Annotated in this window: 22 protein-coding genes; 7 read left to right on the forward strand and 15 right to left on the reverse strand. The window is 32.7% G+C overall.

What is annotated here, in order from left to right; all coding sequences use genetic code 11:
- Positions 1-4: 4 nt before the first annotated feature.
- From ACTT88_RS01460 to ACTT88_RS01525, 14 genes are all read right to left on the reverse strand, one after another.
- Entirely contained in the window at positions 5-1,426 is a 1,422-nt protein-coding gene (locus ACTT88_RS01460; RefSeq protein ID WP_440907603.1) for a cryptochrome/photolyase family protein, read from the reverse strand.
- A gap of 6 nt (positions 1,427-1,432) precedes the next feature.
- On the reverse strand, positions 1,433-2,566 hold the full coding sequence (locus ACTT88_RS01465; protein ID WP_440907604.1) for a diaminopropionate ammonia-lyase: 1,134 nt from the start codon (positions 2,564-2,566) through the stop codon (positions 1,433-1,435).
- Position 2,567: 1 nt separating this feature from the next.
- Entirely contained in the window at positions 2,568-3,893 is a 1,326-nt protein-coding gene (gene glnT, locus ACTT88_RS01470; protein ID WP_440907605.1) for a type III glutamate--ammonia ligase, read from the reverse strand.
- Between the two features lie 17 nt (positions 3,894-3,910).
- A complete protein-coding gene (locus tag ACTT88_RS01475; protein ID WP_440907606.1) occupies positions 3,911-4,063 on the reverse strand; it encodes a hypothetical protein in 153 nt (50 codons plus the stop codon).
- A gap of 50 nt (positions 4,064-4,113) precedes the next feature.
- Positions 4,114-4,344 (reverse strand): hypothetical protein, encoded by a 231-nt coding sequence (locus ACTT88_RS01480; RefSeq protein WP_440907607.1) that lies wholly within the window; start codon positions 4,342-4,344, stop codon positions 4,114-4,116.
- Between the two features lie 11 nt (positions 4,345-4,355).
- Complete coding sequence (locus ACTT88_RS01485; RefSeq protein ID WP_440907608.1) at positions 4,356-5,756, reverse strand: ammonium transporter; 1,401 nt, start codon at positions 5,754-5,756, stop codon at positions 4,356-4,358.
- 126 nt (positions 5,757-5,882) lie between these two features.
- Positions 5,883-6,299 (reverse strand): hypothetical protein, encoded by a 417-nt coding sequence (locus ACTT88_RS01490; protein ID WP_440907609.1) that lies wholly within the window; start codon positions 6,297-6,299, stop codon positions 5,883-5,885.
- An 8-nt stretch (positions 6,300-6,307) separates the two neighbouring features.
- A complete protein-coding gene (locus ACTT88_RS01495; protein WP_440907610.1) occupies positions 6,308-7,720 on the reverse strand; it encodes an FMN-binding glutamate synthase family protein in 1,413 nt (470 codons plus the stop codon).
- A complete protein-coding gene (locus tag ACTT88_RS01500) occupies positions 7,720-8,574 on the reverse strand; it encodes a GXGXG motif-containing protein (protein ID WP_440907611.1) in 855 nt (284 codons plus the stop codon). The genes ACTT88_RS01495 and ACTT88_RS01500 overlap by 1 nt, the downstream gene beginning before the upstream one ends.
- Positions 8,562-9,506: a glutamine amidotransferase gene (locus ACTT88_RS01505; protein WP_440907612.1), complete on the reverse strand. Its 945-nt coding sequence runs from the start codon at positions 9,504-9,506 to the stop codon at positions 8,562-8,564. Before ACTT88_RS01505 ends, ACTT88_RS01500 begins: the two co-directional genes overlap by 13 nt.
- A gap of 32 nt (positions 9,507-9,538) precedes the next feature.
- Positions 9,539-11,008, reverse strand: coding sequence for a glutamine synthetase family protein (locus ACTT88_RS01510; RefSeq protein WP_440907613.1), 1,470 nt, complete (start codon positions 11,006-11,008; stop codon positions 9,539-9,541).
- A gap of 69 nt (positions 11,009-11,077) precedes the next feature.
- Positions 11,078-12,406 carry an NAD(P)/FAD-dependent oxidoreductase gene (locus ACTT88_RS01515; RefSeq protein ID WP_440907614.1) on the reverse strand — a complete coding sequence of 443 codons (1,329 nt, stop codon included), beginning with the start codon at positions 12,404-12,406 and terminating at the stop codon, positions 11,078-11,080.
- 101 nt (positions 12,407-12,507) lie between these two features.
- Complete coding sequence (locus ACTT88_RS01520) at positions 12,508-12,858, reverse strand: hypothetical protein (RefSeq protein WP_440907615.1); 351 nt, start codon at positions 12,856-12,858, stop codon at positions 12,508-12,510.
- 5 nt (positions 12,859-12,863) lie between these two features.
- Positions 12,864-15,203: a DUF1989 domain-containing protein gene (locus ACTT88_RS01525; RefSeq protein WP_440907616.1), complete on the reverse strand. Its 2,340-nt coding sequence runs from the start codon at positions 15,201-15,203 to the stop codon at positions 12,864-12,866.
- Between the two features lie 104 nt (positions 15,204-15,307).
- On the opposite strand from ACTT88_RS01525, the gene ACTT88_RS01530 reads away from it, so the two are divergent.
- From ACTT88_RS01530 to ACTT88_RS01560, 7 genes are all read left to right on the forward strand, one after another.
- On the forward strand, positions 15,308-16,252 hold the full coding sequence (locus ACTT88_RS01530; protein WP_440907617.1) for an ABC transporter substrate-binding protein: 945 nt from the start codon (positions 15,308-15,310) through the stop codon (positions 16,250-16,252).
- 81 nt (positions 16,253-16,333) lie between these two features.
- Positions 16,334-16,711: a hypothetical protein gene (locus ACTT88_RS01535; RefSeq protein WP_440907618.1), complete on the forward strand. Its 378-nt coding sequence runs from the start codon at positions 16,334-16,336 to the stop codon at positions 16,709-16,711.
- Positions 16,711-17,262 (forward strand): hypothetical protein, encoded by a 552-nt coding sequence (locus tag ACTT88_RS01540; RefSeq protein WP_440907619.1) that lies wholly within the window; start codon positions 16,711-16,713, stop codon positions 17,260-17,262. Before ACTT88_RS01535 ends, ACTT88_RS01540 begins: the two co-directional genes overlap by 1 nt.
- Before the next feature lie 65 nt (positions 17,263-17,327).
- Positions 17,328-18,359: a quaternary amine ABC transporter ATP-binding protein gene (locus tag ACTT88_RS01545; protein ID WP_075536409.1), complete on the forward strand. Its 1,032-nt coding sequence runs from the start codon at positions 17,328-17,330 to the stop codon at positions 18,357-18,359.
- A 3-nt stretch (positions 18,360-18,362) separates the two neighbouring features.
- Entirely contained in the window at positions 18,363-20,516 is a 2,154-nt protein-coding gene (locus tag ACTT88_RS01550) for an ABC transporter permease (protein WP_440907620.1), read from the forward strand.
- A gap of 4 nt (positions 20,517-20,520) precedes the next feature.
- Positions 20,521-21,999, forward strand: a complete 1,479-nt coding sequence (gene glpK, locus ACTT88_RS01555) for a glycerol kinase GlpK (protein ID WP_440907621.1) — start codon at positions 20,521-20,523, stop codon at positions 21,997-21,999.
- A gap of 7 nt (positions 22,000-22,006) precedes the next feature.
- Positions 22,007-22,963: a 2-dehydropantoate 2-reductase N-terminal domain-containing protein gene (locus ACTT88_RS01560; protein WP_440907622.1), complete on the forward strand. Its 957-nt coding sequence runs from the start codon at positions 22,007-22,009 to the stop codon at positions 22,961-22,963.
- A gap of 4 nt (positions 22,964-22,967) precedes the next feature.
- On the opposite strand, the gene ACTT88_RS01565 is transcribed toward ACTT88_RS01560, so the two are convergent.
- Positions 22,968-24,299, reverse strand: a complete 1,332-nt coding sequence (locus ACTT88_RS01565) for an NAD(P)-binding domain-containing protein (RefSeq protein WP_440907623.1) — start codon at positions 24,297-24,299, stop codon at positions 22,968-22,970.
- Positions 24,300-24,349: the final 50 nt, after the last annotated feature.

A 24,349-nucleotide genomic window follows, 5' to 3' on the forward strand; every position in this document is an offset into this window, starting at 1 on the left:
AAATTTATTTTTTCTTCAAAGATTGAAACGCTTCAAGAGCTGCAGCTCTAGCTTTTTCGTGAACAACAATAGGGCCTGGGTAATCTCTGCCAATAATTGTTTTTATAGCTTCTTGATACTTTAATTCCATTTCCCATGGTTTATGAATGAATTTTTTTGGCACTTTGCTTAATTCAGGAACCCATTTTTTTACATATAAACCTTCCTTATCAAATTTTTCTCCCTGCAAAATCGGATTAAATATTCTAAAGTAAGGTGCAGCATCAGCACCACAACCAGCAACCCATTGCCATTGAGCTACATTATTTGCTTTATTGAAATCTAATAAACAATTTCTGAAATGTTTCTCACCTTCAGTCCAATTAATTCTTAAATGTTTTACAAGAAAGGAACCCACGACCATTCGAATTCTGTTATGCATCCATCCAGTTTCATATAATTCTCTCATTCCAGCATCCACAATAGGATAGCCTGTCATTCCTGATTTCCATGCCTTCAAAAATTTATCATTTTTTACCCACGGAAATTTATCAAATTCTTTTCTATAATTACCTTTTAAAAATTCGGGAAAATAATTAATTAAACTATGTGAAAATTCACGCCACCCTAATTCATTGATATATTTCCTATAGCCAATTCCTTTAGATTTTATTTCATTACATTTTTGCCAAATAGTACTCACGTGAATTTGACCATGTTTAATATATGGAGACAATTTTGATGTACCCTCTATTGATGGATAATCTCTAGCTGTCCCATAATGTTTAATTTTTTTTTCAATTAAATTATTAAGAACTTTTTTCGAATCATTTTCAGAAACTTTCCAGTATTTCTCAAATTTTTTATACCAATTTTTTTTTGGTAAAATGTTTTTAGGTTCAATACTGTTTTTAAAAAAAGAAATTAATTTAACTTTTTTTTTTACAATATAATTTTTGCTTGGGGGCAAACTAAGATATTTCTCTTCAGCATTTCTCCAGAATGGACTAAATACTTTAAAAGGTGTACCATCATTTTTAGTTACTTCTTGAAACTCATTAAGAATATTTCCTTTAAAATATTTGAACTCAACTTCGTTTTTTTGAAAAGCATCTCTTATTTTTTTTCCTTTAGCAATTACATCTGGTTCATATATCTTATTCCAATAGACAGAAATATTATCTTTTTTTTTAATTTTCGATAATACATCTAGCTCGTCTCCTTCTAATATCTGAAGATTGATTTTGTATTTAAATAATTCTGATTTAAATTCCTCTAGAGACTTATATAACCACCATTTTTGTGCTTCCCTTTTTTTATCAAAATCAGTTTTATTATAAATAAACAGTGCTACAACGTTATCGTGATTTTGACTCGCAAAAGATAATGCAGGATTATGTTCAATTCTAAAATCTTCCCTAATCCAAAATATTGCATTTTTTTTCATATGAATTTATTTTCTGCCTTTAGATAACAGTTGTTTGTAAAGTTTTACATCTGCATTACCTTCGCATCCTATTACCAAAACATTAGAATTTTCGTTAAGTTCTAAAAGTTTTTTAGTTTTAGTATTATTACAAACGCCTACCAGGCTTATAATACCAGGTGCAGAGCACTCTCCACCAATTATTGAATTTTTACTAAGCTTTTTGTCTTTCAACATCGCTACAGTTTTAGCAATATTTCGATCACTTACAGACACACAACAATTGCTCGTTTTTTTCAATATTTGCCAAGGAATATATGACATTTCATTACATGACATACCACCCATGATGCTCTCCTTTTTAATTTTAATTTTTTTTAATTTATTGTGTTTTATGCTTTGAAGAACACAATCAGCTCTATCAGGCTCAACAATTATGATCTTTGGAATTCTTTTAAAATATTTTGCAACACCAGCAACTACACCAGCAGCCATACCACCAACACCAGCTTGTAAGAAAATATGGGTTATATATTGATTTGTTTGTTTAGAAATTTCTTTAATCATTATGGAATACCCTGCCATGGTAAGTTGAGGAACTAATTTATATTCTTTTGTTGAAACATCTTGAACAATTTTCCAATTATTTTTTTTTGATAACTTTTTACATTCGTTAAGTGAATTTTCATAATCTCCCTTAACTCTTATTACTTCGGCTCCAAATTTTTTAATTTCTTTAACTCTTGTGTCACTAACGTATTGACTAACAAATATTTTACATTTTAAACCCAACCTTTTCGCACCCCATGCTACGGATCTTCCATGGTTCCCAGCAGTTGCTGAGGAAATGATTATATTTTTTTTTCCTTTAGATATTTTTTCAACAGCATAAGCTCCACCTAAAGCTTTAAATGATTTTAAATGAAATCTTTTAGATTCATCTTTATAAAAAACATTATTAAGTTTTAAATTTTTTTGTAATTTCTCAAGCTTTAATAGTGGGGTTGCTTTATAATTTTTCCAACTGGAAATTGATTTAAAAGCGTTTGTTAATAGTAATGACGGGACAAATCTTAAAACATAATTTCTTTTAAAACCAAAATTATTATTTTTTAAAGATTTTGTAAGTGTCCAGTTCTTAATACTTTTTAAACTCTTCACTTTAACAGTCTAAAGTATTTTGTCTTTCCCATTGAGTTACAGGTTTGGACTTATCGAAGTTTTCTTTATTATCAAATTCCTCAATTTCAGATTTTCTAAGTTTTATATAACTATTGATTGTTTCTTTTCCAAAAGCTTCATTCATTTCTTTATTATTTTGTAATAAATTTAAAGACTGTGTAAGTTTATCAGGCAGTTTTGGTAAGTCAGGATACTTTGCATGGTCTTCATACATATTACAATCCAAAGGTTTACCTGGATTGATTTTATGTTTTAATCCATTCAACCCTGCTGCTAACACACTTGCTTGTAACAAGTAAGGATTAGCAGAACCATCCATCAATCTTAATTCAAACCTTCCTGGATCAGGTATTCTAATCATATGTGTTCTATTATTACCCGTATAGGATATACTACTTGGTGACCACGATGCTCCAGACTTAGTTGGTGGTGCGTTAATTCTCCGATAGCTATTTATTGTTGGGTTAAAAAAAGCAGATAAAGATGAAGCATTTTTAATTACTCCACCTAAAAAATTATACGCCATTTTACTTAAACCTAGTTTATCTTTATTGTCTAAGAATTTATTTTTACTACCTTGCCAAACAGATACATGGGCATGACAACCGTTACCTGTCAGATTTTCGAATGGTTTAGGCATAAATGTTGCTCTCAATCCGTGCTTTTCAGCAATTGTTTTTACCATAAATTTAAAAAAAGCATGTCTATCTGCTGTTTTTAAGCAATCTGAATAATCCCAATTCATTTCAAATTGTCCATTAGCATCTTCATGATCATTTTGATATGGGCCCCATCCCATTTCAATCATACAGTCACAAATCTCTTTGATTAAATCATATCTCCTCATTAACGCAGATTGGTCGTAACAAGGTTTAGATTGAGTGTCTCTCGGATCTGCAATTGAGTTTCCATCTGGTGAGATTAAAAAGTATTCACACTCTACGCCTGATTTCATTGTTAAATTTTGTTTTTTAAGTTTTTTTATTTGATTTTTTAGCATCACCCTAGGCGACGCATCTACTGGTTTACCATTCATCCATAGATCAGAAGCTAACCATCCTACCTCTTTGTTCCAAGGAAGCTGGATTAAGCTATCTGGATCAGGAATTCCAAACATATCAGAGTCAGCAGGTGTCATATCTAACCAAGCAGCAAAACCTGCAAAACCTGCTCCTGTAACTTGCATTTCTTTAATAGCATGTGCAGGGACTAGTTTTGATCTTAATACACCAAACAAATCTACAAAACTAATTAAAAAATATTTAATTTTTTTTTGTTTAGCTATTTTAAATAAGTTTTTAGCCATTGCTAAGGCTACCACAATTATTTGAAAAATGAAAAGATAGTTTCTTTATAATAAATAAAATTAACTAAAATTATCAGAATAATTGCAAGAATTACTCCATACTTTGCTTTTGGAAAAGCAACACCTCTCATTTTACTCGGTCTTAGTTGTTCGTTTTTGTCTTCACTCATTTAAATCATTAAAAAAGGGCGCTACAATTTTGTAGCGCCCAAATTTTATTTTACCATTCAGTAATATTACTTTTATGGTCGTTAGCACCGTGTCTTTTTCTGGATAATGCGTTCAGCTCATCACTTTCAGATTTGCTTGTAATTACAGTCCATCCTATCCACACAGCAATTAACAAAAGAACTAGTATAAATTCACTAGATCCAGCTCCAGGATAAACCGATCCACCAACTTCTTCAGCTGGTTTATTAAGATGATCTATCCAGTTTGATACTGTTGCCATATTTTTCTCCTTTACCTGGTTGCTGATGAAACTGCTTTTTCATCTTCTTTAGCACTTTCCATCATTTCATAGTCTAGTCCAGCTATTTCAACTTCTCGTGGGATTCTTAATTTACCCATACCATTAAGAACTTTAGCGATGATATAGCCAGGTATTAATCCTAAAACAAAGAACATTATTATTGCTCCAATAAATTGTCCTAATGGATTAATTGTTGCATAAGTTGTTCCATCAAACATAGCTCCAACACTGTAACCAGATGAAGGATAACCATTTAAGACGAATCCACAAATTACAAGACCTACAAAACCAGCATAACCATGTACAGCTACTGCGCCAACTGCATCATCAATTTTGAACTTTCGTTCAACCCAGTAATGAAGTTTGTAGGCAATAACAACTCCGATCATACCAATAATTAATGCTTGAATTGGATGATATAAGTCGTTTCCTGCAGACGCACATATAATGCCAGCAAGTCCACTTGAGTAAGTCCAGAAAGGGTCACCTTTAGCGATAACATATCCAGCCAATAAACCTCCTGACAATGACATCAAAAAGTTCATTGTAATTCCACTTAAAGTAGTAGGTGTTAAATAAATATTAGTTGCTGTCCAGAATGATATACCTTCCATGCCATACTCCGGGCCCAGATCATATATTGGAACGTTACAAGCCGCATAAAATCCCCAAAATCCGGTGTAAATTAAGAACAATCCAATTGTTACTAACCAAGGATTTCGAGGACCAATATTTCTTGGTTCACCACTTGATGAAAATTTTCCAATTCTTGGACCTAAAACCATAAGTACACCTAAGGCAAATCCACCAGCAATAGCGTGAATTACACCTGATGCATAAGCATCATGATAACCTAAGATTTTAAGCATCCAACCATCAAAGTGCCATCCCCATGACGCATCTATTGACCAGAAAACAGATCCTATTGCAATTGCTAAAACTCCAAATGCAAATGTTGTTATTCTTTCAATAACTGCACCCGAAACTATAGAAGCTGCGGTCCATGAAAATAAAAGGAATGCTGCCCAGAACACACCCATTATATGGTCATTAAGATTGATTGCCATAAGAGCATTTGTAGGATTAGCAAGATCATTACCTCCAAATCCTCCACCTAGTACAAGCCCTGTACTTTCTGTCATTATTGACGGAGCTAATCCAGGTCCAGTTGGAAAAGCCCAATAAATCCACCAACCAAACAAAAACCAAGTTACTGTTACCAATGGTATCAGCATTGTGTTTTTCATAAGAGTATGTTGATGGTGTTTGTATCTTGAAGCTCCAACCTCATACATACAGAAACCAACGTGAATTAAAAACATTAGTACCACTGTTGTCCAGTAGTAAAATTCTGTAAATATCGTGGTAAGAGCACCTAACTGATCAGTCATATTCTCTCTCCATATTTGTTTATTTAAACCCTATTAAATTTTCTGAGTCGTTACAAATATAAAGAGATTGAAAAAATCCAGTTATGAACACCAGATTTAAAAAATAATCAACTATTGATTGTAATATTAAAACTTCAAGTAAGCTTTTTTCAAATCAACAAGTGGATGTTTTGGAGACATTTGAAACTTAACCAAAAGCTCTCTTGCAATCATATCTCTATCTTGTTGATTGTTTGGTAACTTAATGGAACTTGGAATAGTAACCCAACCATTTGCATTTCTGCAAAAAACTGCAGGTCTATCTTCTTCATAACCCATGTGCACGTCTTCCAACCAATTCAGATCATCCCATCCCATCGCCTCTATATATTTTTTTAGAAAAGGGGTGATTTTACTATAATCAGGCAAAAGATTAACATCATATCTATAGCCAATAGACTGGCCAATCATTTTTTCTCTGGCTGTCTCTTTCTTTTTACCTAATTGACCTTTAATCTCTTTTGACTTCGTTTTTGATACCTTTTTATTTTTTTTCTTTGGCATAATTATCTCTATATTTTGTGATAGTTATCAACTCCAACAGTGTAGTTAGTTCCAGCTAATGGAACTTTTGCTAAAGCTGATGCTTCTGATGTTAAAGCAGCTAAATCTTCAGGTTCTAGAGAATGGATATTTGTTTTTCCACACGCTCTAGCTAACAACTGAGCTTCTAAAGTCATTGAGTGAAGATAATTGTAAACTCTTAATGCTGCATCATCGGGATTTAATCTAGCTCTAAGCTTAGGATCTTGTGTTGCAACACCAACTGGACATCTTCCAGTGTGGCAGTGATAACATTCACCTGCTTTTACGCCCATTTCTTTTTCAAAATCTGCCTCTGGAATATCTTTATTGCAATTTAATGCTATCATCGATCCAGTACCAATTGCTATAGCATCAGCTCCAAGAGCTAAAGCTTTTGCCATATCAGCACCGTCTCTTACACCACCTGCATAAATTAATGTTACTTTTCCAGTTTTTCCGACATCATCGATTGCTCTTCTCGCTTCTCTAATCGCTGCAATTCCTGGAATTCCAGTATTAGCAGCAGCGATATGTGGGCCAGCTCCAGTAGAACCTTCCATTCCATCTAAGTAAATTGAGTCTGGGTCACATTTTGCAGCCATACGCACATCATCATAAACTTTAGATGCACCTAACTTTAATTGAATTGGCACTTTATTTTTTGTTAATTGTCTTAATTCCTCTACTTTTAAAGCTAAATCATCTGGACCTAACCAGTCTGGGTGTCTCGCAGGAGATCTTTGGTCAATACCAGATGGTAATGATCTCATCTCAGCAACTTGGTCAGTAACTTTTTGACCCATTAAGTGTCCACCCATTCCAACTTTTTGACCTTGTCCAATAAACACCTCAATACCATCTGCTAATTGCGCGTGGTGTGGGTTAAAACCATATCTTGATTGAATACATTGGTAATACCATTTTTCAGAATATCTTCTTTCATCAGGTATCATTCCACCTTCACCAGAACATGTAGCACTACCTGCCATAGTTGCTCCTCTTGCTAAAGCAGTTTTTGCTTCATAAGATAGAGCACCAAAACTCATTCCTGTAATATAAACTGGAATATCTAACTCAATTGGATTTTCACATCTTGGACCAATTACTGTTTTTGTTTCACATTTTTCTCTGTAACCTTCGATTACAAATCTAGTTAGTGTTCCAGGCAAAAAAACTAAATCATCAAAAGTAGGAATTTTTTTCATTAATGCCATTCCACGCATTCTGTATCTTCCTAATTGAGCTTTTATATGAATGTCGTCTATTACTTCAGGAGTGAAGATAGCATTATGTCCTAATAAACTTTTATTTCTTTTACCTTCTTCGTGCACATGTACATCTGCTTTTCCACCAACACCTTTTCCATTTTTTTTAACTTTTTTACTTTTTTTCTTAGGCATTAAATTGCTCCCTTCTTCTCTGTAGGTTCCAAATTATCATAATTCCAAAGTTTTTTACCTGCTACAATTTTTTTCATTTTACTTACATCGAAATTTTCACCAATCTCAGCAACTTTTAATTTTCTTTTAAGCCAATCTTGATCACTTGACGTTAATTCCGAATCTACAGCATCACTACCATATGACCCAATTTCTCCACCTACGAAAATTGTCCCATCATACATGGAGTCACCCAGGTTAATTCCAACATCTCCCAGGATAATTATTCTTCCTCTTTGCATCATAAAACCTGTGAATGCACCCGCATCTCCACCAATAATGATAGTTCCACCTTTCATGTCAATTCCAGTTCTGGCACCAACACTACCTTTGCAAATTAAATCTCCACCTCTAATTGCCGCACCAAAACATGATCCAGCATTTTTTTCAATTACCACTTTACCTGCCATCAAATTTTCTGCACATGACCATCCAACTCTTCCATTAATTCTGACTATTGGACCATCACAAGAACCCATTCCAAAGTATCCTAAACTTCCTTCAAAAATTAAATTCAGTTTATTTAAAATACCAACTCCAAGACTATGTTTACCTTGTGGGTTTTTAATTACTATTGTTCCATACCCTTGGCTCATTAAGTTATCAATTTCTTTATTAGCTTCTGGTGCAGTCATATCTTTAACATCAAGCTCAGTTCTTTTATTGAAATCTACATCATACGTACCAAAGTAATAAAAGTTTTCTGCTTCGTCAGGATTAAAGAATTTTTGTTGAGTTCTTCCTGTTAATACCTCAGTGTGCATTCCCATTGATTGTGCTTTTGATTTTTTCGACACAGTTTTTAGATTTGCCATACTTTCACCTCCCCATCAAATGGATCATATGTTTCAATTTCTTGTGGTAATACAGACCTAATTGCAATTTCCTCTGATCCCATTGCTACTAAATCATCAGACTCATACAAAACTAAAGGTTTTGCAGCCATTGTATCTTTAGCCATTCCTAATGAGTCTTTAGTTGCAACAAAGTATGTGAAAACTCCGTCGAGACCTGTTAATGACTCTTTCATTCCTTCTTCTAAAGTTGCTCCATGTCTCATTTTTTCTGCAATATAAACTGCAATTAATTCTGAGTCACATTCTGACATAAATCTCATTCCCTTGTTTTCTAAAACTCTTCTGTTATTCCAATAGTTAGTTAATTGTCCATTATGTACTACAGATACATCACTAAATGGATAGCCCCAAAAAGGGTGTGCAGATTTGATATCTACACCAGACTCTGTAGCCATTCTAGCATGGCCGATTGCATGTGTTCCAACTACTTTATCTAAACTATATCTGTCACAGACCATTTTAGCATTTCCAAGATCTTTAATTACCTCTAAAGATTTTCCCATAGAAAGAATTTCAACACCTGGAATACTTTCAATTCTCTGCGAAAAGTCTAACAAATCTTTTGTATCATAATCAATCTCATATCTTAGTGAGTATGGAAGAGTTCTCTCTTCCTTAACAACTTTTGCACCCATCTCAGCCAAAGTTTCATCTACAATTTTTTTTCTTTCATCGTAAACCGACACATCTTCCATAACAGATGAACTTCCTTCTCCTACGTTTTCTCCAACTTTAAAACGCATAATGAAGTTTTTTCCATCAGTATCTCCATATAAAGCGTAACCTGTAGAATCTTCTCCTCTATGCTTTAATGCTTGGAGCATTCCTTGTAGTTCGCTTCCGACATTTGAAGATTTCCCTCTATGAATTAAACCTGCTATTCCACACATATATTTATACCCTTTCTATCTATTTCTTTGACCTACGGTAGACAATCAAGATAAGTATCCAGATCCCATTGTGTAGTAGCACCAAGAAATCTTTCCCACTCATCGTTTTTGTACCAATGGAAAACTTTATACATTTCATCTGGCATTGCAGATTTGATTACTTCATCCTCTGCCAATCTATCTAAAGCTTCACCTAAACTTAATGGAAGTTTTTTAACATCTTTACCAGCTTTTTGAGCCTCATAAATATTTCTAGATTCAGGAGCTGCTGGTTTCATCTTCTTGCTTATACCTTCATCGCAAGCTTTTAATAAAGCAGCACCTAATAGATAAGGATTATGCATAGAATCTACCGATCTATACTCAAATCTTCCTGGAGCAGAAACTCTTAAACCACAAGTTCTATTTTGATATCCCCAGTCAGCGTAAACAGGAGCCCAAAAACCTTGATCCCATAATCTTCTGTAAGAATTTACAGTTGAAGATCCAAGAGCTGTCAATGCTGGTAAGTGCTTCATGATACCCGCAATTGATTGCAAACCAATTTTACCTGGTAATTGCATATCTTTTGTATCTGGCATGAAAGTATTAGTTCCGCCTTCAACATAACTAAATACTTCTTCAACACCCGGAAGTGTTTTGTTACCAAGTTTGTTTAGTTTAATTTTTCCACCTTTCCATAAAGACATATTTGTATGACAACCACTTGCAGAAACACCCATAAATGGCTTTGTCATAAAGCAGGCAATTAAATTATGTTCTCTAGCAACTTGAGCACAAATTTGTCTGTAGGTTGATAATCTATCTGCGTTCCTTAAAACGTTATCATAGGTCCAGTTTAATTCTAATTGACCTGGCGCATCTTCATGGTCTCCTTGAATCATATCAAGACCCATTGCTTTTGCGTACTCAATAACCTTCATAAAGACTGGTCTTAATGACTCAAATTGATCAATGTGATAACAGAATGGTTTAGAAAAGCCTTTACCTGTAGGAGTTCCATCCTCATTTTTTGTTAACCACATCATTTCAGGCTCAGTTCCAACTCTTAATTCTAGACCATGTTTTTTCTTAAATTCATCCATAAAAATTCTAAGATTTCCTCTGCAGTCTGAAGTTAAATGACCACCTGGATTTTTTCTTTCTTCTCTGTTTCTAAAACAAGTTACAAATACTCTTCCAACTCTTTTATCCCATGGTAATTGAACAAAAGTTTCAGGATCAGGTATTCCAACAAGCTCCATAGCCTCTGGTCCATATCCAATGTAATTATTATGACGATCTAAGAACAAGTTTGCTGTAGCACCGTAAACTAATTGAAATCCTTTTTCAGCTGTTCTTTCCCAGTGATCTGCAGGTATACCTTTACCAACAACTCTGCCTGTTACAGAAATGAATTGATAATAAATATAAGTGATGCCAAGTTCATTAATTTTTTCTCTAACTTTTTTAACTAATTTCGCTCTACCTGGCTGGTTAACGTGTTTCTCTAGATCTGTCATTTTCACCCCTCAATGAATTTAATTTATTCAAACGTAGCTGAAAAATTTATTTGTGTCTAGGCTTAGAGTCTAGCTCCAAGGAAACGGACTGTTCGAAGTAGGGTGAAGTTCGCCCTTCTCGTAACGGTTGAATCTAAATGGTTTTAATAAATCACTTTCAGTACCAAGAATTTCTTTTGCAACAAGTTCTCCGACCCCAATCATTTTATAACCATGATTGGCATCTGCAATCATGTAAACGTTTTCAAAAAATCTATCAAAGATTGGAAACGAGTCTGGTGTCATACATCCAAGTCCGCCCGATGGTCCTTTTCTATATAAATCAGATTTACCCTCAAATCTTTTTTGACAATGCGCTAAAGCTGAACACCACATTTCACTAAATGCGTCTGTTGTTTGATATTCAGGCGACTCTATTCCATAAGGATCAACATTAACTTGATCAAAATGTTTTTTAACTATGTAAGGAGAAGTTCCCCCTTGTACACCTAAACCTTCAATGTCAGGCTTGTAATAAATTCCCCAAATTTTATCTGTCAATAATTTTTTTGTTTTGTCTGAATATAACGGAGCAGTCGAGTCTACATGAACCACAGGAGGTTGTTTTCCATCATTTGTTTTTAGAAAATCTGGCTCAACACCAATAACACCTTCTTGTAGCATCCAGTATGTCCACATATCTGTTACATGCATTTTACCATCTTTGCCTTTAATGTTAGCCGTTTTAGGTAACTCTAACATATTCCAAAAATCTCTCGCCCATGGACCTGCACCGATAACAACCTGTTCGCACTCAATTGTACCTTTGTCTGTCTCCACTCCTGTAACAGCTTGACTGTTACTTCCTCTTTTAAAACCTGTTACTTTTACACCTTTCATAACCTGAACACCGTTTGATGTAGATTTACTTTCAAGTGCTTTTATTGAATCTTTGTTAAATGCGTATCCACCTTTTTTTTCATGAAGTATTGAAGTGATGCCTTGTGCTTGCCAATCATCAAAAATACCTTTCATATAATTTGAACAATCTTTTTCACCTTCAATAAATACTGACTCATAACCAATTGCTTTTTGTTGCTCATAAATACTTGCAACATCTTCATGCATTACTTCAGGTGAAATTTGTAAGTAGCCAACAGGATTGTATTTAAATGCTTTGGGATCACTCTCCCAAACAGAAACTGAGTGAGCCATAAGCTCTCTCATTGCTGGTTGGAAATAATTATTTCTTACAACACCACAAGCAATTCCACTTGCACCAGCTGCAGTATCTTTTTTTTCTAATACAATTATGTCGCCAGGATTTTTATATGTTTCAGAAAGTTTCCAAGCAGTACTAAGACCGTGAATTCCACCACCGATGATAACTACTTTTGCTTTCGAAGGTAATGTCGTCATATAAAAACATTATTTTTTGCAAATAGTAATTAATATAATTTTTTATAGAACTAAAAATTATATATATAATTTAGATATTTCAATTTTTGTGAAATTTACCTCTAATAACTTATATTTTTTAAGGTATTCAGGTATTCATTAAATTCTTTAACAAAAGAATCACTAGGTATTATATTTTTTACCCTTTGGTCTGTTGATGTTTTTTCAAGACGAAAGAATCCTTTTTCACAAGCTTCAGTAATAATTAATGCAGATTTAGGTCTAGATGTTTTAAATAATTTAGTTTTAAGTTCCTCAACAGATAGTTTTTTATTTTCTTTATGTGCAGACATTACTAATAACATCATATGATAGTGAGAAGGAGATTTTCTAAAAAAATAGTTACTAGCGGTATGAGATTGTCTCATTTGATCTTCCCAAAAATCTAATAACGTCTTTTTTTCTTTTGGCATTATTTTTAAGCTCTGACTCTTGATTTGGTTGGATCGTAGAATGGAAAACCAACAACTTTAGCACCAATCCTTTTTTGATGACCATCGATTTTACCTATTTCAACTTCAGTACCGATTTCTGAGTATTGAACATCTATTCTGCAAAGAGCAATATTTTTATTCAAAGTAGAGGACAAGCATCCACTGGTAACTATACCAACCTGTGATCTTCCAATATGAACACAGTCTCCATGGCCTGCTATTTCTTTTCCATTAAGTTCTAGGCCTACCAATTTCTTTTGTGGGTTAGCTTTTCTTTTAATCAATTCCTCTTTACCAATAAAATCTTCTTCTTTTGTTTTCAGTGGAACGGCAAAACCAATACCAGCTTCAAAAGGATCTTGCTCTCCATCAAACTCTGCGCCAAATAAAATTAAACCTGCCTCAATTCTTAGTTTGTCTAAGGCAGCAAACCCTGCTGGTATCAATCCATCATCTTTACCTGCTTCCATTAATTTATCCCAAACTTCAGGAGCATGTTTTGGATGACACCAAATTTCATAACCTAACTCACCAGTATAACCTGTCCTAGAAACAATTAATGGAATACCTTGAAGCTCTTCTATTCTACAAATTGTAAATCTAAACCAGCCCAACTCATCTATCGAAGGCTGTGTAGGTGGTGTAAAGATAATTTTTTTTAAAATTTCTCTACTTTTTGGACCTTGCAAAGATACATTGCTAATTTGATCAGTAGAGTTTTTAACAATAGCGTTAAAATTCTTTTTCTTTGCAATTTCTTTAAGCCATTCTCCACCATACTCATCTCCACATATCCATCTAAAACCTGTTTCGCTTAATCTTAAAAGAGTTCCATCATCGAACATCATTCCATTTTCGTAACACATTGCAGAATATACAACCTGTCCAACAGAAAGTTTTTTTATATTCCTTGTAAGAGTGTAATTCATTAACTCTTCAGCATCAGGACCAATTATTTCAAATTTTCTTAGTGATGATAAATCAATTAATACAGCATCATTTCTGCAAGCATTGTACTCATTAACCAAGCCATGCTTGGTGTAATCATTTGGAAGCCAAAACCCTCTAGCATCAACAAAGTTTCTAGTTAATTTTGAAGTTTTTTCATAAAAGCCAGAATTTCTAGTAAGTTTATTTTCAGAGTCTGTTTTCATTCTAAAACCAAATGACTTTCTAAATTCTTTATTTTTATCGTAAGTTCTAACAAATATATTTGTAGGATTCCATGAATTACAAGGATCTATATCACTTGGACATGCAGTTGTTCCTATTGTTAAATCTTTTAAAGCCTTAAACATTACATAATCTCCAGGCCTTGAATAAGATTCATCAGAAATAACAGAATTCAATCCTCCAGCTGAGGTGTTAAAAAATAAATTAATTGCATGCCAACCTTTTTGTTTCTGAACACCATATTTCGACATACTTTCAGTTAAATTATCCGAACAGTTTGGGTGACCAAAATATCCCGCATCTTCATAATATTTTGAAGTACATGCGAGATTAAAAGTATCGTGTTTACCAACAGTATCTCTTATTACTTCAACAAGTGGCTCATGATCTGTATCATAAAATTTAGAGAACAAACCTGGTCCTGGGAAAGTATTACCCATGAATGTTCTCGTGGTTTGCCAGTCTAATCCTTTTTCAATTCCTTTTTCTAATTTTCTTGTATCGAAAGCCACAAAGTCAGAACATTGTCTGCCAGTCGGACTTATCACTTGAATATAATCTCCTTCTTTAACCTCATAAGATATTGAAGATTCTTTATTTATATTTTCTTCATAAACAGGTTCGAAAACAGGATCAGGAATTACATTTAATTCCTTATCATTAACAATTTTAGCTCTTTTAACAAATATAGTTAAATCAGTTGGTGGATTTTGTTTTGTAACATCCATATCTTCGCCAGGTGCTGAAAATATTGCGTAACATTTATCTTTTGATTTTAATTTAATTTTTTCACCAGGTTCTGCGTCTAGATCAAATATAATTGATGATTTTGAATTAGAAATTTTTAAATTTCTTTTTTTTAATTGATAGTTGGTCGCTAAAATTGTTTCATCATTACCATTAAGAATATTTCTTATAAAGTTTTTTTCATTGTTTGATTTAAGATTTAAAATTCCGAGATCTGAATTTCCATCTTTTCCAAAACAAATAATCTCACATATTTGATTTCCTTCATTATTTATTATTTCTACTTCATCATCAGGAAAAATCTGAAAACCAGTTAGACCACCACCATTAACAACATGTCTTTCAACTCCAGGTGGTAAAATATTCAAACCAGGATATTTGATATCTTTGCTTGTGCCTAACATTTTTTAAATTTAAGTGAGACCATAATATAATCAAAACGAGTTGACTATAACTTTAAATAGGAACATACTTTCAGTATTAATATATTAATAATAGAGGGGTATATATGAAAAAAATAATATCTTTACTATCTGCTCTAGTTATTTCTGTTGTAAGTTTTGCAGGAATTTCAAATGCTGATAGCAAAAAGCCCATCGTGATCCCAACACATAACTGGTCATCTCAAATTGTTATGGCTTATGTTATTGGTGGAATTTTCGAAAGTATGGGTAATAACGTAAAATACGTAAACGCTGACTCACAAGCAGTTTATGAGTCAATTAGAATTGGAGATGTAACTTTATCTCACGAGGTATGGGAATCTGCATTCGGTAAATCTTTTACTACTGCTTTAGATAAAGGTGGTTTATTAGATTGGGGTGATCATGAAGCAAGAACTCTTGAGGATATGGGATATCCAAACTGGGTTGCTGAAAAAGGATTATGCCCAGGACTACCAGATTGGACAGCTTTAAAAAATCCAGATTGTGCAAAAAACTTTACAACACCTGACTCTCCAGATGGAAAAGGAAGAATGTTGGAAGGTCCACAAACTTGGCATGGTGACTTAATTCCACAAAGGGTTGATGCACTAGGTTTAGGTGATTTATGGTGGGTTAAATTTGCTGGAAGTGCTGATGCACTTTGGGCAGAATTAGCTGCAGCTGAAAAAGAAGGAAGAGGAACAATTATATTCAACTGGACGCCTAACTTTACGGATGGTGCTGGTTTTACATTTATTGACTTCCCTCCATACACAGCTGGTTGCAGACCAGAAGATGGTGGAGATGGTAAATGTGGTTCTCCTGATGGATACTTGAAAAAAGCAGTTCATGAGGATTTCCCAAAAACACATCCTGATGCAGCAGCAACGTTTAAGAAAATGTCATTCTCTACAAGTCAAATTGGAGCTATGGCAGCTTTAGTTGACGTTGACAAAATGACTCACGAAGATGCAGCTAAAAAATGGTTAGCTGATAACGAGTCAGTTTGGAAAGCATTTACTAAATAAGGATTAAAGTTAAAAATTTAAAATCTCCCCCAACTTGTTGGGGGGGATTTTTTTTTAAATGATTTTGTGTAAAATAAATTCATGAAAAAATTTCTACTTTTTATATCATTAAGCTTTTTAATAAGTTCTTCTGTATTTGCCCGAAGCACCGGTTGCAAAGAGGGTAATTGTGATAATGGTTATGGTAAGTGGGTTTACACTGATAAAACCACTTATGAAGGGGAGTGGGTTTCAACAAAAAAACAAGGACAAGGTGTAGAGACTTGGCCAAATGGATATATTTATAAAGGTGAATTTAAAAATAGTGTTTGGAGTGGAATTGGAACATTAACATTTCCTGATGGCTCTACTTATGAAGGGGAGTGGGCTAATGGTTTTATGAATGGTCAAGGAACATTTACTTGGGCTGATGGAAAACAAAAAACAGGTATTTGGAAGAACGGTAAGTTACAAGAATAATGTCTAAAGAAAATTATATTAATAAAATAAAAGATTTACCTGAGTCTTTGAGACAATTTATTGGTCTTATATCTATTACTCTAATAGTAATTTTATCTTTTAGTATTTTAAATGGAATTTTTGGACAAGGTGATGATTTAGTAAAAAGAATGAAGTTAGAAGAAGAAAGAATTGCTGAAGAAAAAAAACTAAGTGAGTTAATTTCTAAACTACCCTCTGGAATATTGGTCTCATTTGATGGAACTGATCACTACAAATTAACAGATGAAGTATATGAGCAGGTTTGTAAAGCTACAAAACTAATTCCTCAAAGAGCAATAATGGGTGCTAATTTCTTAAATTTTAGAGCACATGAGCTATATACAATTAATGGAAATAAAATTGATGAGACTTTTGTCAAATGGGATGAAGAAAAAAACAAATGTTTTGCGGGTTTTACAGTTAGTGGAAACAATGTAGGTGTTGATGAAAGTATTACTATAAGTGGAGAAGCTTTAAGTTTTTTAAGTACTGGAATTGATACTAGAGTTTATTTTATTAAAAATTTTTAATGAGGAAAGGCAACAATTATTAACATTTTAATTTTATAGAATTTAATATAACTTTAAAACAATTTATGTCTGAGACTGTAATCAAATGCGAGTCGGTTTATAAAATTTTTGGAGAAAATGCCAAAAAGATGCTTGAAGAATCTAATGGCAATGTAGATGCAAAAACCTTTCAGGAAAGAGGATGTATTGTTGGAGTAAATAATGCTTCTTTTGAAGTTGCAAAAGGAGAAATGTTAGTAGTAATGGGTTTATCTGGTTCGGGTAAATCAACACTTCTTAGATGTATTTCAAGATTAACGGATGCTACTGGTGGAAAAATTTTTATCGAAGGTCAAGACTTATTAGAATTAAACAATAAAGAGCTTATTGAGCTTAGAAGAAATAAAATGGGAATGGTTTTTCAAAGCTTTGCTTTGTTACCTCATAAAACAGTTGTTGAAAATATTGCTTTTCCGCTTCAAATAAAAGGCACTAATACTGAAGAGAGTATTAGTAGAGCAATGGAAATGGTAAAACTAGTTGGACTAGATGGAAGAGAGAATTATTTTCCAAGAGAACTTTCGGGTGGACAACAACAGAGGGTAGGAATCGCAAGGTCATTAGCAGTAGAGCCTGATATTTGGTTTTTAGATGAACCTTTTTCTGCATTAGATCCATTGATTAGAAAAGAAATGCAAGATGAGTTTTTAAGACTTCAGGAAAAATTACAGAAAACCATCATGTTCATCACTCATGATTTTGATGAGGCATTAAAGTTAGCTGATCGAATAGCAATTATGAAAGATGGTATAATTGAACAATTAGATACACCGGCCAATATCGTGCTAAATCCAGCAACTGAATATGTAAGAAAGTTTACTGAAGAAGTACCGAGAGAGAAGGTTTTGATTATTGAGGATGTAATGGATGCTTCAAGTAAAGATAATTTAGGAGATTTAAAAGTATCAAAAGATGAAATTATAGAAAATGTTGCAGAAAAAATACTTACTCAAGAAAAATTAGTAGGAGTAGTTGACTCAAATAATAATATTGTAGGATCAATTAAACCTTCAAAAATAATAGATACAGTTTTTGGAGGAAGAAAAAATGGTAGTTAAAATATGGAGTATTTAAAAAAATATCCAAAATTATTTCAATGGTTATTTTTATTAATTGTATTTTTTTCTTTATGTTTTGCAATTGATGTTCCTGAAACTTATAAATTTATAAGAGGCCAGGCTGAATTTGTTAAAGATCCAAACCAAAGTGTTTACTTTTTTCTAGGTAAAGAGGTTAGGTATTATGCCTTTGATGTATTTTGGAGATTGCCTCCACTTCTAGGATGGCTGCCTATTTGGATAAACGACTCTTTATTTTTCTTAATGAATGAATGGATGCCAATGGAGTTTTGGAACGAAGATACTCAAGAATTTAAAACTCGACCATTATTATTAGAGATAAGTAGAAATTTAACTTCATTTATGACTTTTTTAATTGAATTAATTAGGGAAATTTTACTTGGAGGTTTAGAAACTATTGTTGCATTTACAAGTTGGGATTTTATTGATGCTTATCCATGGTTAGAGTTACCAGGTTTACCTTGGACCATTGTTGCAGCTGGAGCAGCTCTACTATCTTATAAATTAAGTGGAAAAGGATTGGCTTTGTTTGCAGGTTTAACAATGATCTATATTTCTATATTTGGTCAGTGGAAACCATCAATGCAAACGCTTTCTTTTATACTTGTTGCAGCTCCACTTTCATTTATTTTTGGTTTAGGCCTGGGTATTGCAGCTTACAAAAGTAAACGTGTTGAAAAAGCATTGTACCCAATTCTTCTAGTAATGCAGACTATGCCACAATACGCTGTATTAGTTCCTGCACTTGTTTTATTTGGAGTAGGTGATCACGCTGCTGTAATTATTACTATGGTTGTTGCGGTTCCACCAATGATATTATTAACAATATTAGGTTTAAGAGCTATACCACCAGAAGTTATTGAAGCTGGAAGAATGAGTGGCTGTACCAATTGGCAATTAATGTTGAAGGTACTAATTCCAACAGCAAGAAGAGATATTTTAATTGGAGTTAACCAAGTTATTATGGTTTGTTTTTCAATGGCAGTTATATCTGCGTTCATTGGTGCGAAAGGATTAGGATTTAATTTGTTGTTAGCACTTAATCAGCTCAATATAGGGCTGGCACTTGAGGCTGGTTTATGTATTAGTTTAATTGCAATTTTACTTGATAAAATGTCTTTAGCATGGGCAAATAAACAAACAGATTATTTTGGTAATCTGACATTTTTCCAAAGAAATAAAAACGCAATATTTTTTGCAGCTTCATTCGTAATTGGAATAATTCTTGCATACGTTGGGACTTTTATTTTCAAAGGTAGTTTTAATTACTTCTTTGAAATTCCTCATAATAAAGGAATATCAACAGCAGATTTTTGGAATAAAGGAGTTGATTGGATTTTTGATACTTTCTTCGTGTATATTAAAGCATTCAATACATGGTTAATTCAAGATGTGCTTCAGCCGATGAGAGCTTTATATTTAAGAATGCCTGCAGTAGCTACATTGGTACTAGCAGTTGGTGCAGGATATTTAATTGGAGGAGTTCGATCAGCATTAGTTGTTGCAGCTTTGACTTTATTTATAGCATTAAGTCCATGGTGGGATAGAGCGCTAGTAACGTTATACATGGCGACTTTTGGTGTAGTTATTTCTTGTTTAATAGGATTTACAGTTGGAACATTATGTTTTCAAAACAAAAAATCCGCAGCATTTATGCTAGGTGTTTGCGATATATTTCAAACATTCCCATCATTTGTATATTTAATTCCTGTAATGATGCTTTTTGGAATAACAGATACATCTGTTTTAATTGCTGTAATTGTCTATGCAACAATTCCTGCAACTAGATATACAATAGAAGGACTTAGAAGTGTTCCTGTTGGCTTACATGAAGCTGCAACAATGTCTGGTGTAAATAAATTTCAAAGATTAACAAAAATTGAGTTTCCATTAGCATTTCCACATATGATGCTTGGTTTAAATCAAACAATAGTTTTTGCTTTATTTATGGTGATAATTGGAGCTTTCATTGGAACAGAAGATCTTGGTCAATACATTTTAAAAGCACTTTCAGATAAAAATGGAGCAGGAATTGGTTTAACTCTCGGTATCTGTGTTGCGTTTATAGGATTGATTTTTGATAATTTGATTAGAACTTGGGTTGGAAAAAGAAAAAAACATCTTGGCATAGCTTAGTATTTTGAAAAAATTTATTGTCTCCATTGATCAAGGAACAACCTCGTCAAGAGTTGTTTTGTTTGACACTAAAGGGAACATTAAATTTATTTCTCAATATGAATTTAAACAATACTTTCCTAGAAATGGATGGGTAGAACATAATCCAAATGAAATTTGGTCGACAACACTTAAAGCATTAAAGCAAGTAATTAAAAAAGCTAAAAGTTTAAAAGGTAATATACTTACTATTGGAATTACAAATCAAAGGGAAACTACAATTTTGTGGAATAAAAAAACTGGAAAACCTATTTATAATGCGATCGTATGGCAAGATAGAAGAACCCAGGAATATTGTAAATCTCTAAAGAATATAAATTATGAAAATACTTTCAGAAAAAAAACAGGGTTATTTATAGATCCTTATTTTTCTGCAACTAAAATAAAATGGATTTTAGATAATGTTAAAGTTTCAAAAAAATTACTAAAAACTAATAATTTATTGTTTGGTACGGTGGATACCTTCTTGATCTGGAAATTAACCAAAGGTAAACAGCATTTAACCGAAGCTACCAACGCAAGTAGAACCATGTTGTTTAATATCAACAACAATAAATGGGATAATGAAATTTTACAGAAATTAAAAATTCCAAGGAGTATCTTGCCTGAGGTAAAAAATTCTGCAGATAATTTTGGAAAAACAGATAAAAGACTTACAGGAAAAGAAATACCCATTTCAGCTGTTTTAGGAGATCAACAAGCAGCAGCTGTAGGGCAAGCTTGTTTTGAAAAAGGATCTATAAAAAGTACTTATGGCACTGGTGCTTTTGTAATAATGAACACTGGATCAAAAAAAATAAATTCAAAAAATAAGTTATTAACTACAATTTGTTACCGACTGAATAATAAGACTACGTATGCTCTTGAAGGATCTATTTTCATAGCAGGAGCAGGCGTACAATGGTTAAGGGATAAAATTAAATTAATAAACAATGCTTATGAAACTGAAAAAATAGCTAAATCAACAAAAAGCAATAATGAAGTTTATGTTGTCCCAGCTTTTAGTGGAATAGGCGCACCTTATTGGAGACCTGACGCCAGAGGTTTAATAACAGGACTTACAAGAGATAGTGATTGGAAAACTTTAGTGAGAGCAACCGTCGAGTCTGTTGCTTATCAAAGTTATGACTTATTTTACTCAATGAATAAAGATGGTTTAAAGCCTAGAATAGTTAAAATTGATGGGGGTATGGTAGCTAATAATTGGTTCTCACAATTTTTGGCAGATGTAATTAATTTAAAAGTAATTCGACCTAAAGTCTTAGAAACCACTGCTTTAGGAGCAGCTTTGTTTGCAGGTTATCAAGTAGGAGAATTCAAATCATTAAATCAAATTAAAAAAACATGGAAAAAAGATACAGCTTTTAAGCCGAAAATTAATAAAAAACTAAGAAATCATATATTGCATGGTTGGAAGCAAGCAATTAAAAAAACCTTAGCATAAAGATAAAATGAAAAAAATATTAATTGTTGGTGCTGGAGCTATGGGAGCTGCTTTCTCGATACCATTGTTAGATAATGGTCACTCGGTTACATTAACAGAGCCATATAATTTAAAATTATTACAAAAATTAAACTTAAAAAAAAAAATTCACCCATCATTAAATATAAATTTACCACAAAAATTAAAAATATATAAATTTTCAAGCGACATCTTAAATCAGAAATGGGACTTAATTGTAATTGCTGTGAGTTCTATTGGAATAGACTTAATTGGAAAAAATCTTTCAAAAATTAAAAATAAATCGCCTATTTTAGTATTAACAAAAGGTCTTAAATTAGATGGTAGTAATTTAATTTCAATGTCTAGCCTATTAAAAAAATATAATAAAAATTTAAATATTTCAGTTTTGAAAGGCCCGTGTTTAGCAAAAGAATTAGCTAAAAAAGTTAAAAGCTTCACTGTTGTTGCAAACAAAAATATTAATACTGCAAAAAAAATTGGAAAATTTATTTCAACAAATTATTATCAAACTGAATTTAGTAGAGATGTTAATGGAGTTGAATTTTTATCTGCTATAAAAAATATTTATTCAATGATCATTGGAGCTGGACAATGGCATAATACATCATCGGCTTTATTCCGAAAATCAATTGATGAAATGAAATATCTTGCAAATTATTTTAAAGGAAAAAAAGAAACTGTTTATGGTCTGGCAGGTTTAGGAGATTTATACGTGAGTGCAATGGGAGGAAGAAATAGTAAAATGGGAGAATATCTTGGAAAAGGCTATACTTTTACCCGGGCAAAGAAAAAGTTTATGAAAAATGATACAGTAGAAGGTGCTGATTTAGCAATAGAAATTGCTCCTTTTGTATTTAAAAAAATTAATAAACGAAAAGTTCCGTTAATGATCTCTTTATTAGAGGCAATTGTTAAAAACAAAAAATTAAAAATTAAATATTAATTTTCTATTTATTTAAAAAAGTTTTCATAGAGTCATCCATCGCTTTTTCCCAAGGTGTGTGATGAATTGGTGCAACTGATCCAGTTACAGGAGATGAAAATGATTTATTTCTATAAGTTAGAATATCCTCTACTTTATGATGTTCCCATTCTTTGAAATGTTTCCTAATTAATTCAAAATCAATTTTAGGATAATCGGACATATCATGAAGTTCTTTGGTATATTCCGTTTGAAAATCAATCATTTGATCAGGATTTTCTAATTTTTCTTCCATTGAAACCCACTTATTAATGTCTTTATCTATTTCATCATTACTAGGCATTTTGATTTTTCCCATTATCACATCTCTTGCATACCATCCTTGACAATCAAACATATTAAATGTGTGAAACTGATCCTGCATACCTAAATATAAAAGTTTATGATTATCTTGCCACACAACTCCTTTGTAAAGTTTTGGTGGATATAATCTGTTATGTGTTTTTAATTTTAAGCTTTCATCTAAAAATGGGAAATGATGCAAATATCCTGTACACAAAATAACTACGTCAGCATTTTGTTCAGTTCCATCTTTAAATATGGCTTTTTTCCCTTCTAACCTGTCTAAGTAATGAACTTCTTTCATACCTTTTGGCCATTTGAAACCCATTGGGTTATGCCTGTAACCGATTGTTACACTTTTAGCACCATACTTATTACATTGTAGAGCCACATCTTCTGCAGAATAACTGCTCCCTAAAACAATTACATCTTTTCCTCTAAATTCTTCAGCATCTCTAAAATCATGTGAGTGCATTATTCTTCCTGGAAAAGAATTCATTCCTTCATACTCAGGAATAAAAGGTACGGAAAAATGACCCGTCGAGACTACCACATAATCAAACGTTTCATTTAAAATTTTATTATTTACTTTGTCCTGGTAGCTAATTTCAAACCTATCATTTTTATAAACAGTATTTGTAACTCTTGTATTAAATTTAATCTTACTTTTTATATTTCCTTTGCTCACTCTTCCTAAAATATAATCTTGCAGCACCTCTCTTGGAGGGAAAGAGGGAATTGGTTTTCCAAAATGTTCATCAAAAGAATAATCAGCAAATTCTAAACACTCTTTAGGTCCATTAGACCATAAGTATCTGTACATACTGTTAGGCACAGGATCTCCGTATTGATCTGAACCAGTTCTCCAGTTGTAGTTCCATAAACCACCCCAACTTTCTTGTTTTTCAAAGCAAACTATTTCTGGAATTTTTTCTCCTTTATTTTCTAAATGCTCAAATGCTCTTAAAATTGAAAGTCCACATGGACCAGCGCCTATGATTGCTACTTTTGACATAGAATTTTTCCTATCATTAATAAATTTATAAATATATCTTACTAACAATT

This window comes from Candidatus Pelagibacter sp. (assembly GCF_052046145.1).
Taxonomy (GTDB): domain Bacteria; phylum Pseudomonadota; class Alphaproteobacteria; order Pelagibacterales; family Pelagibacteraceae; genus Pelagibacter.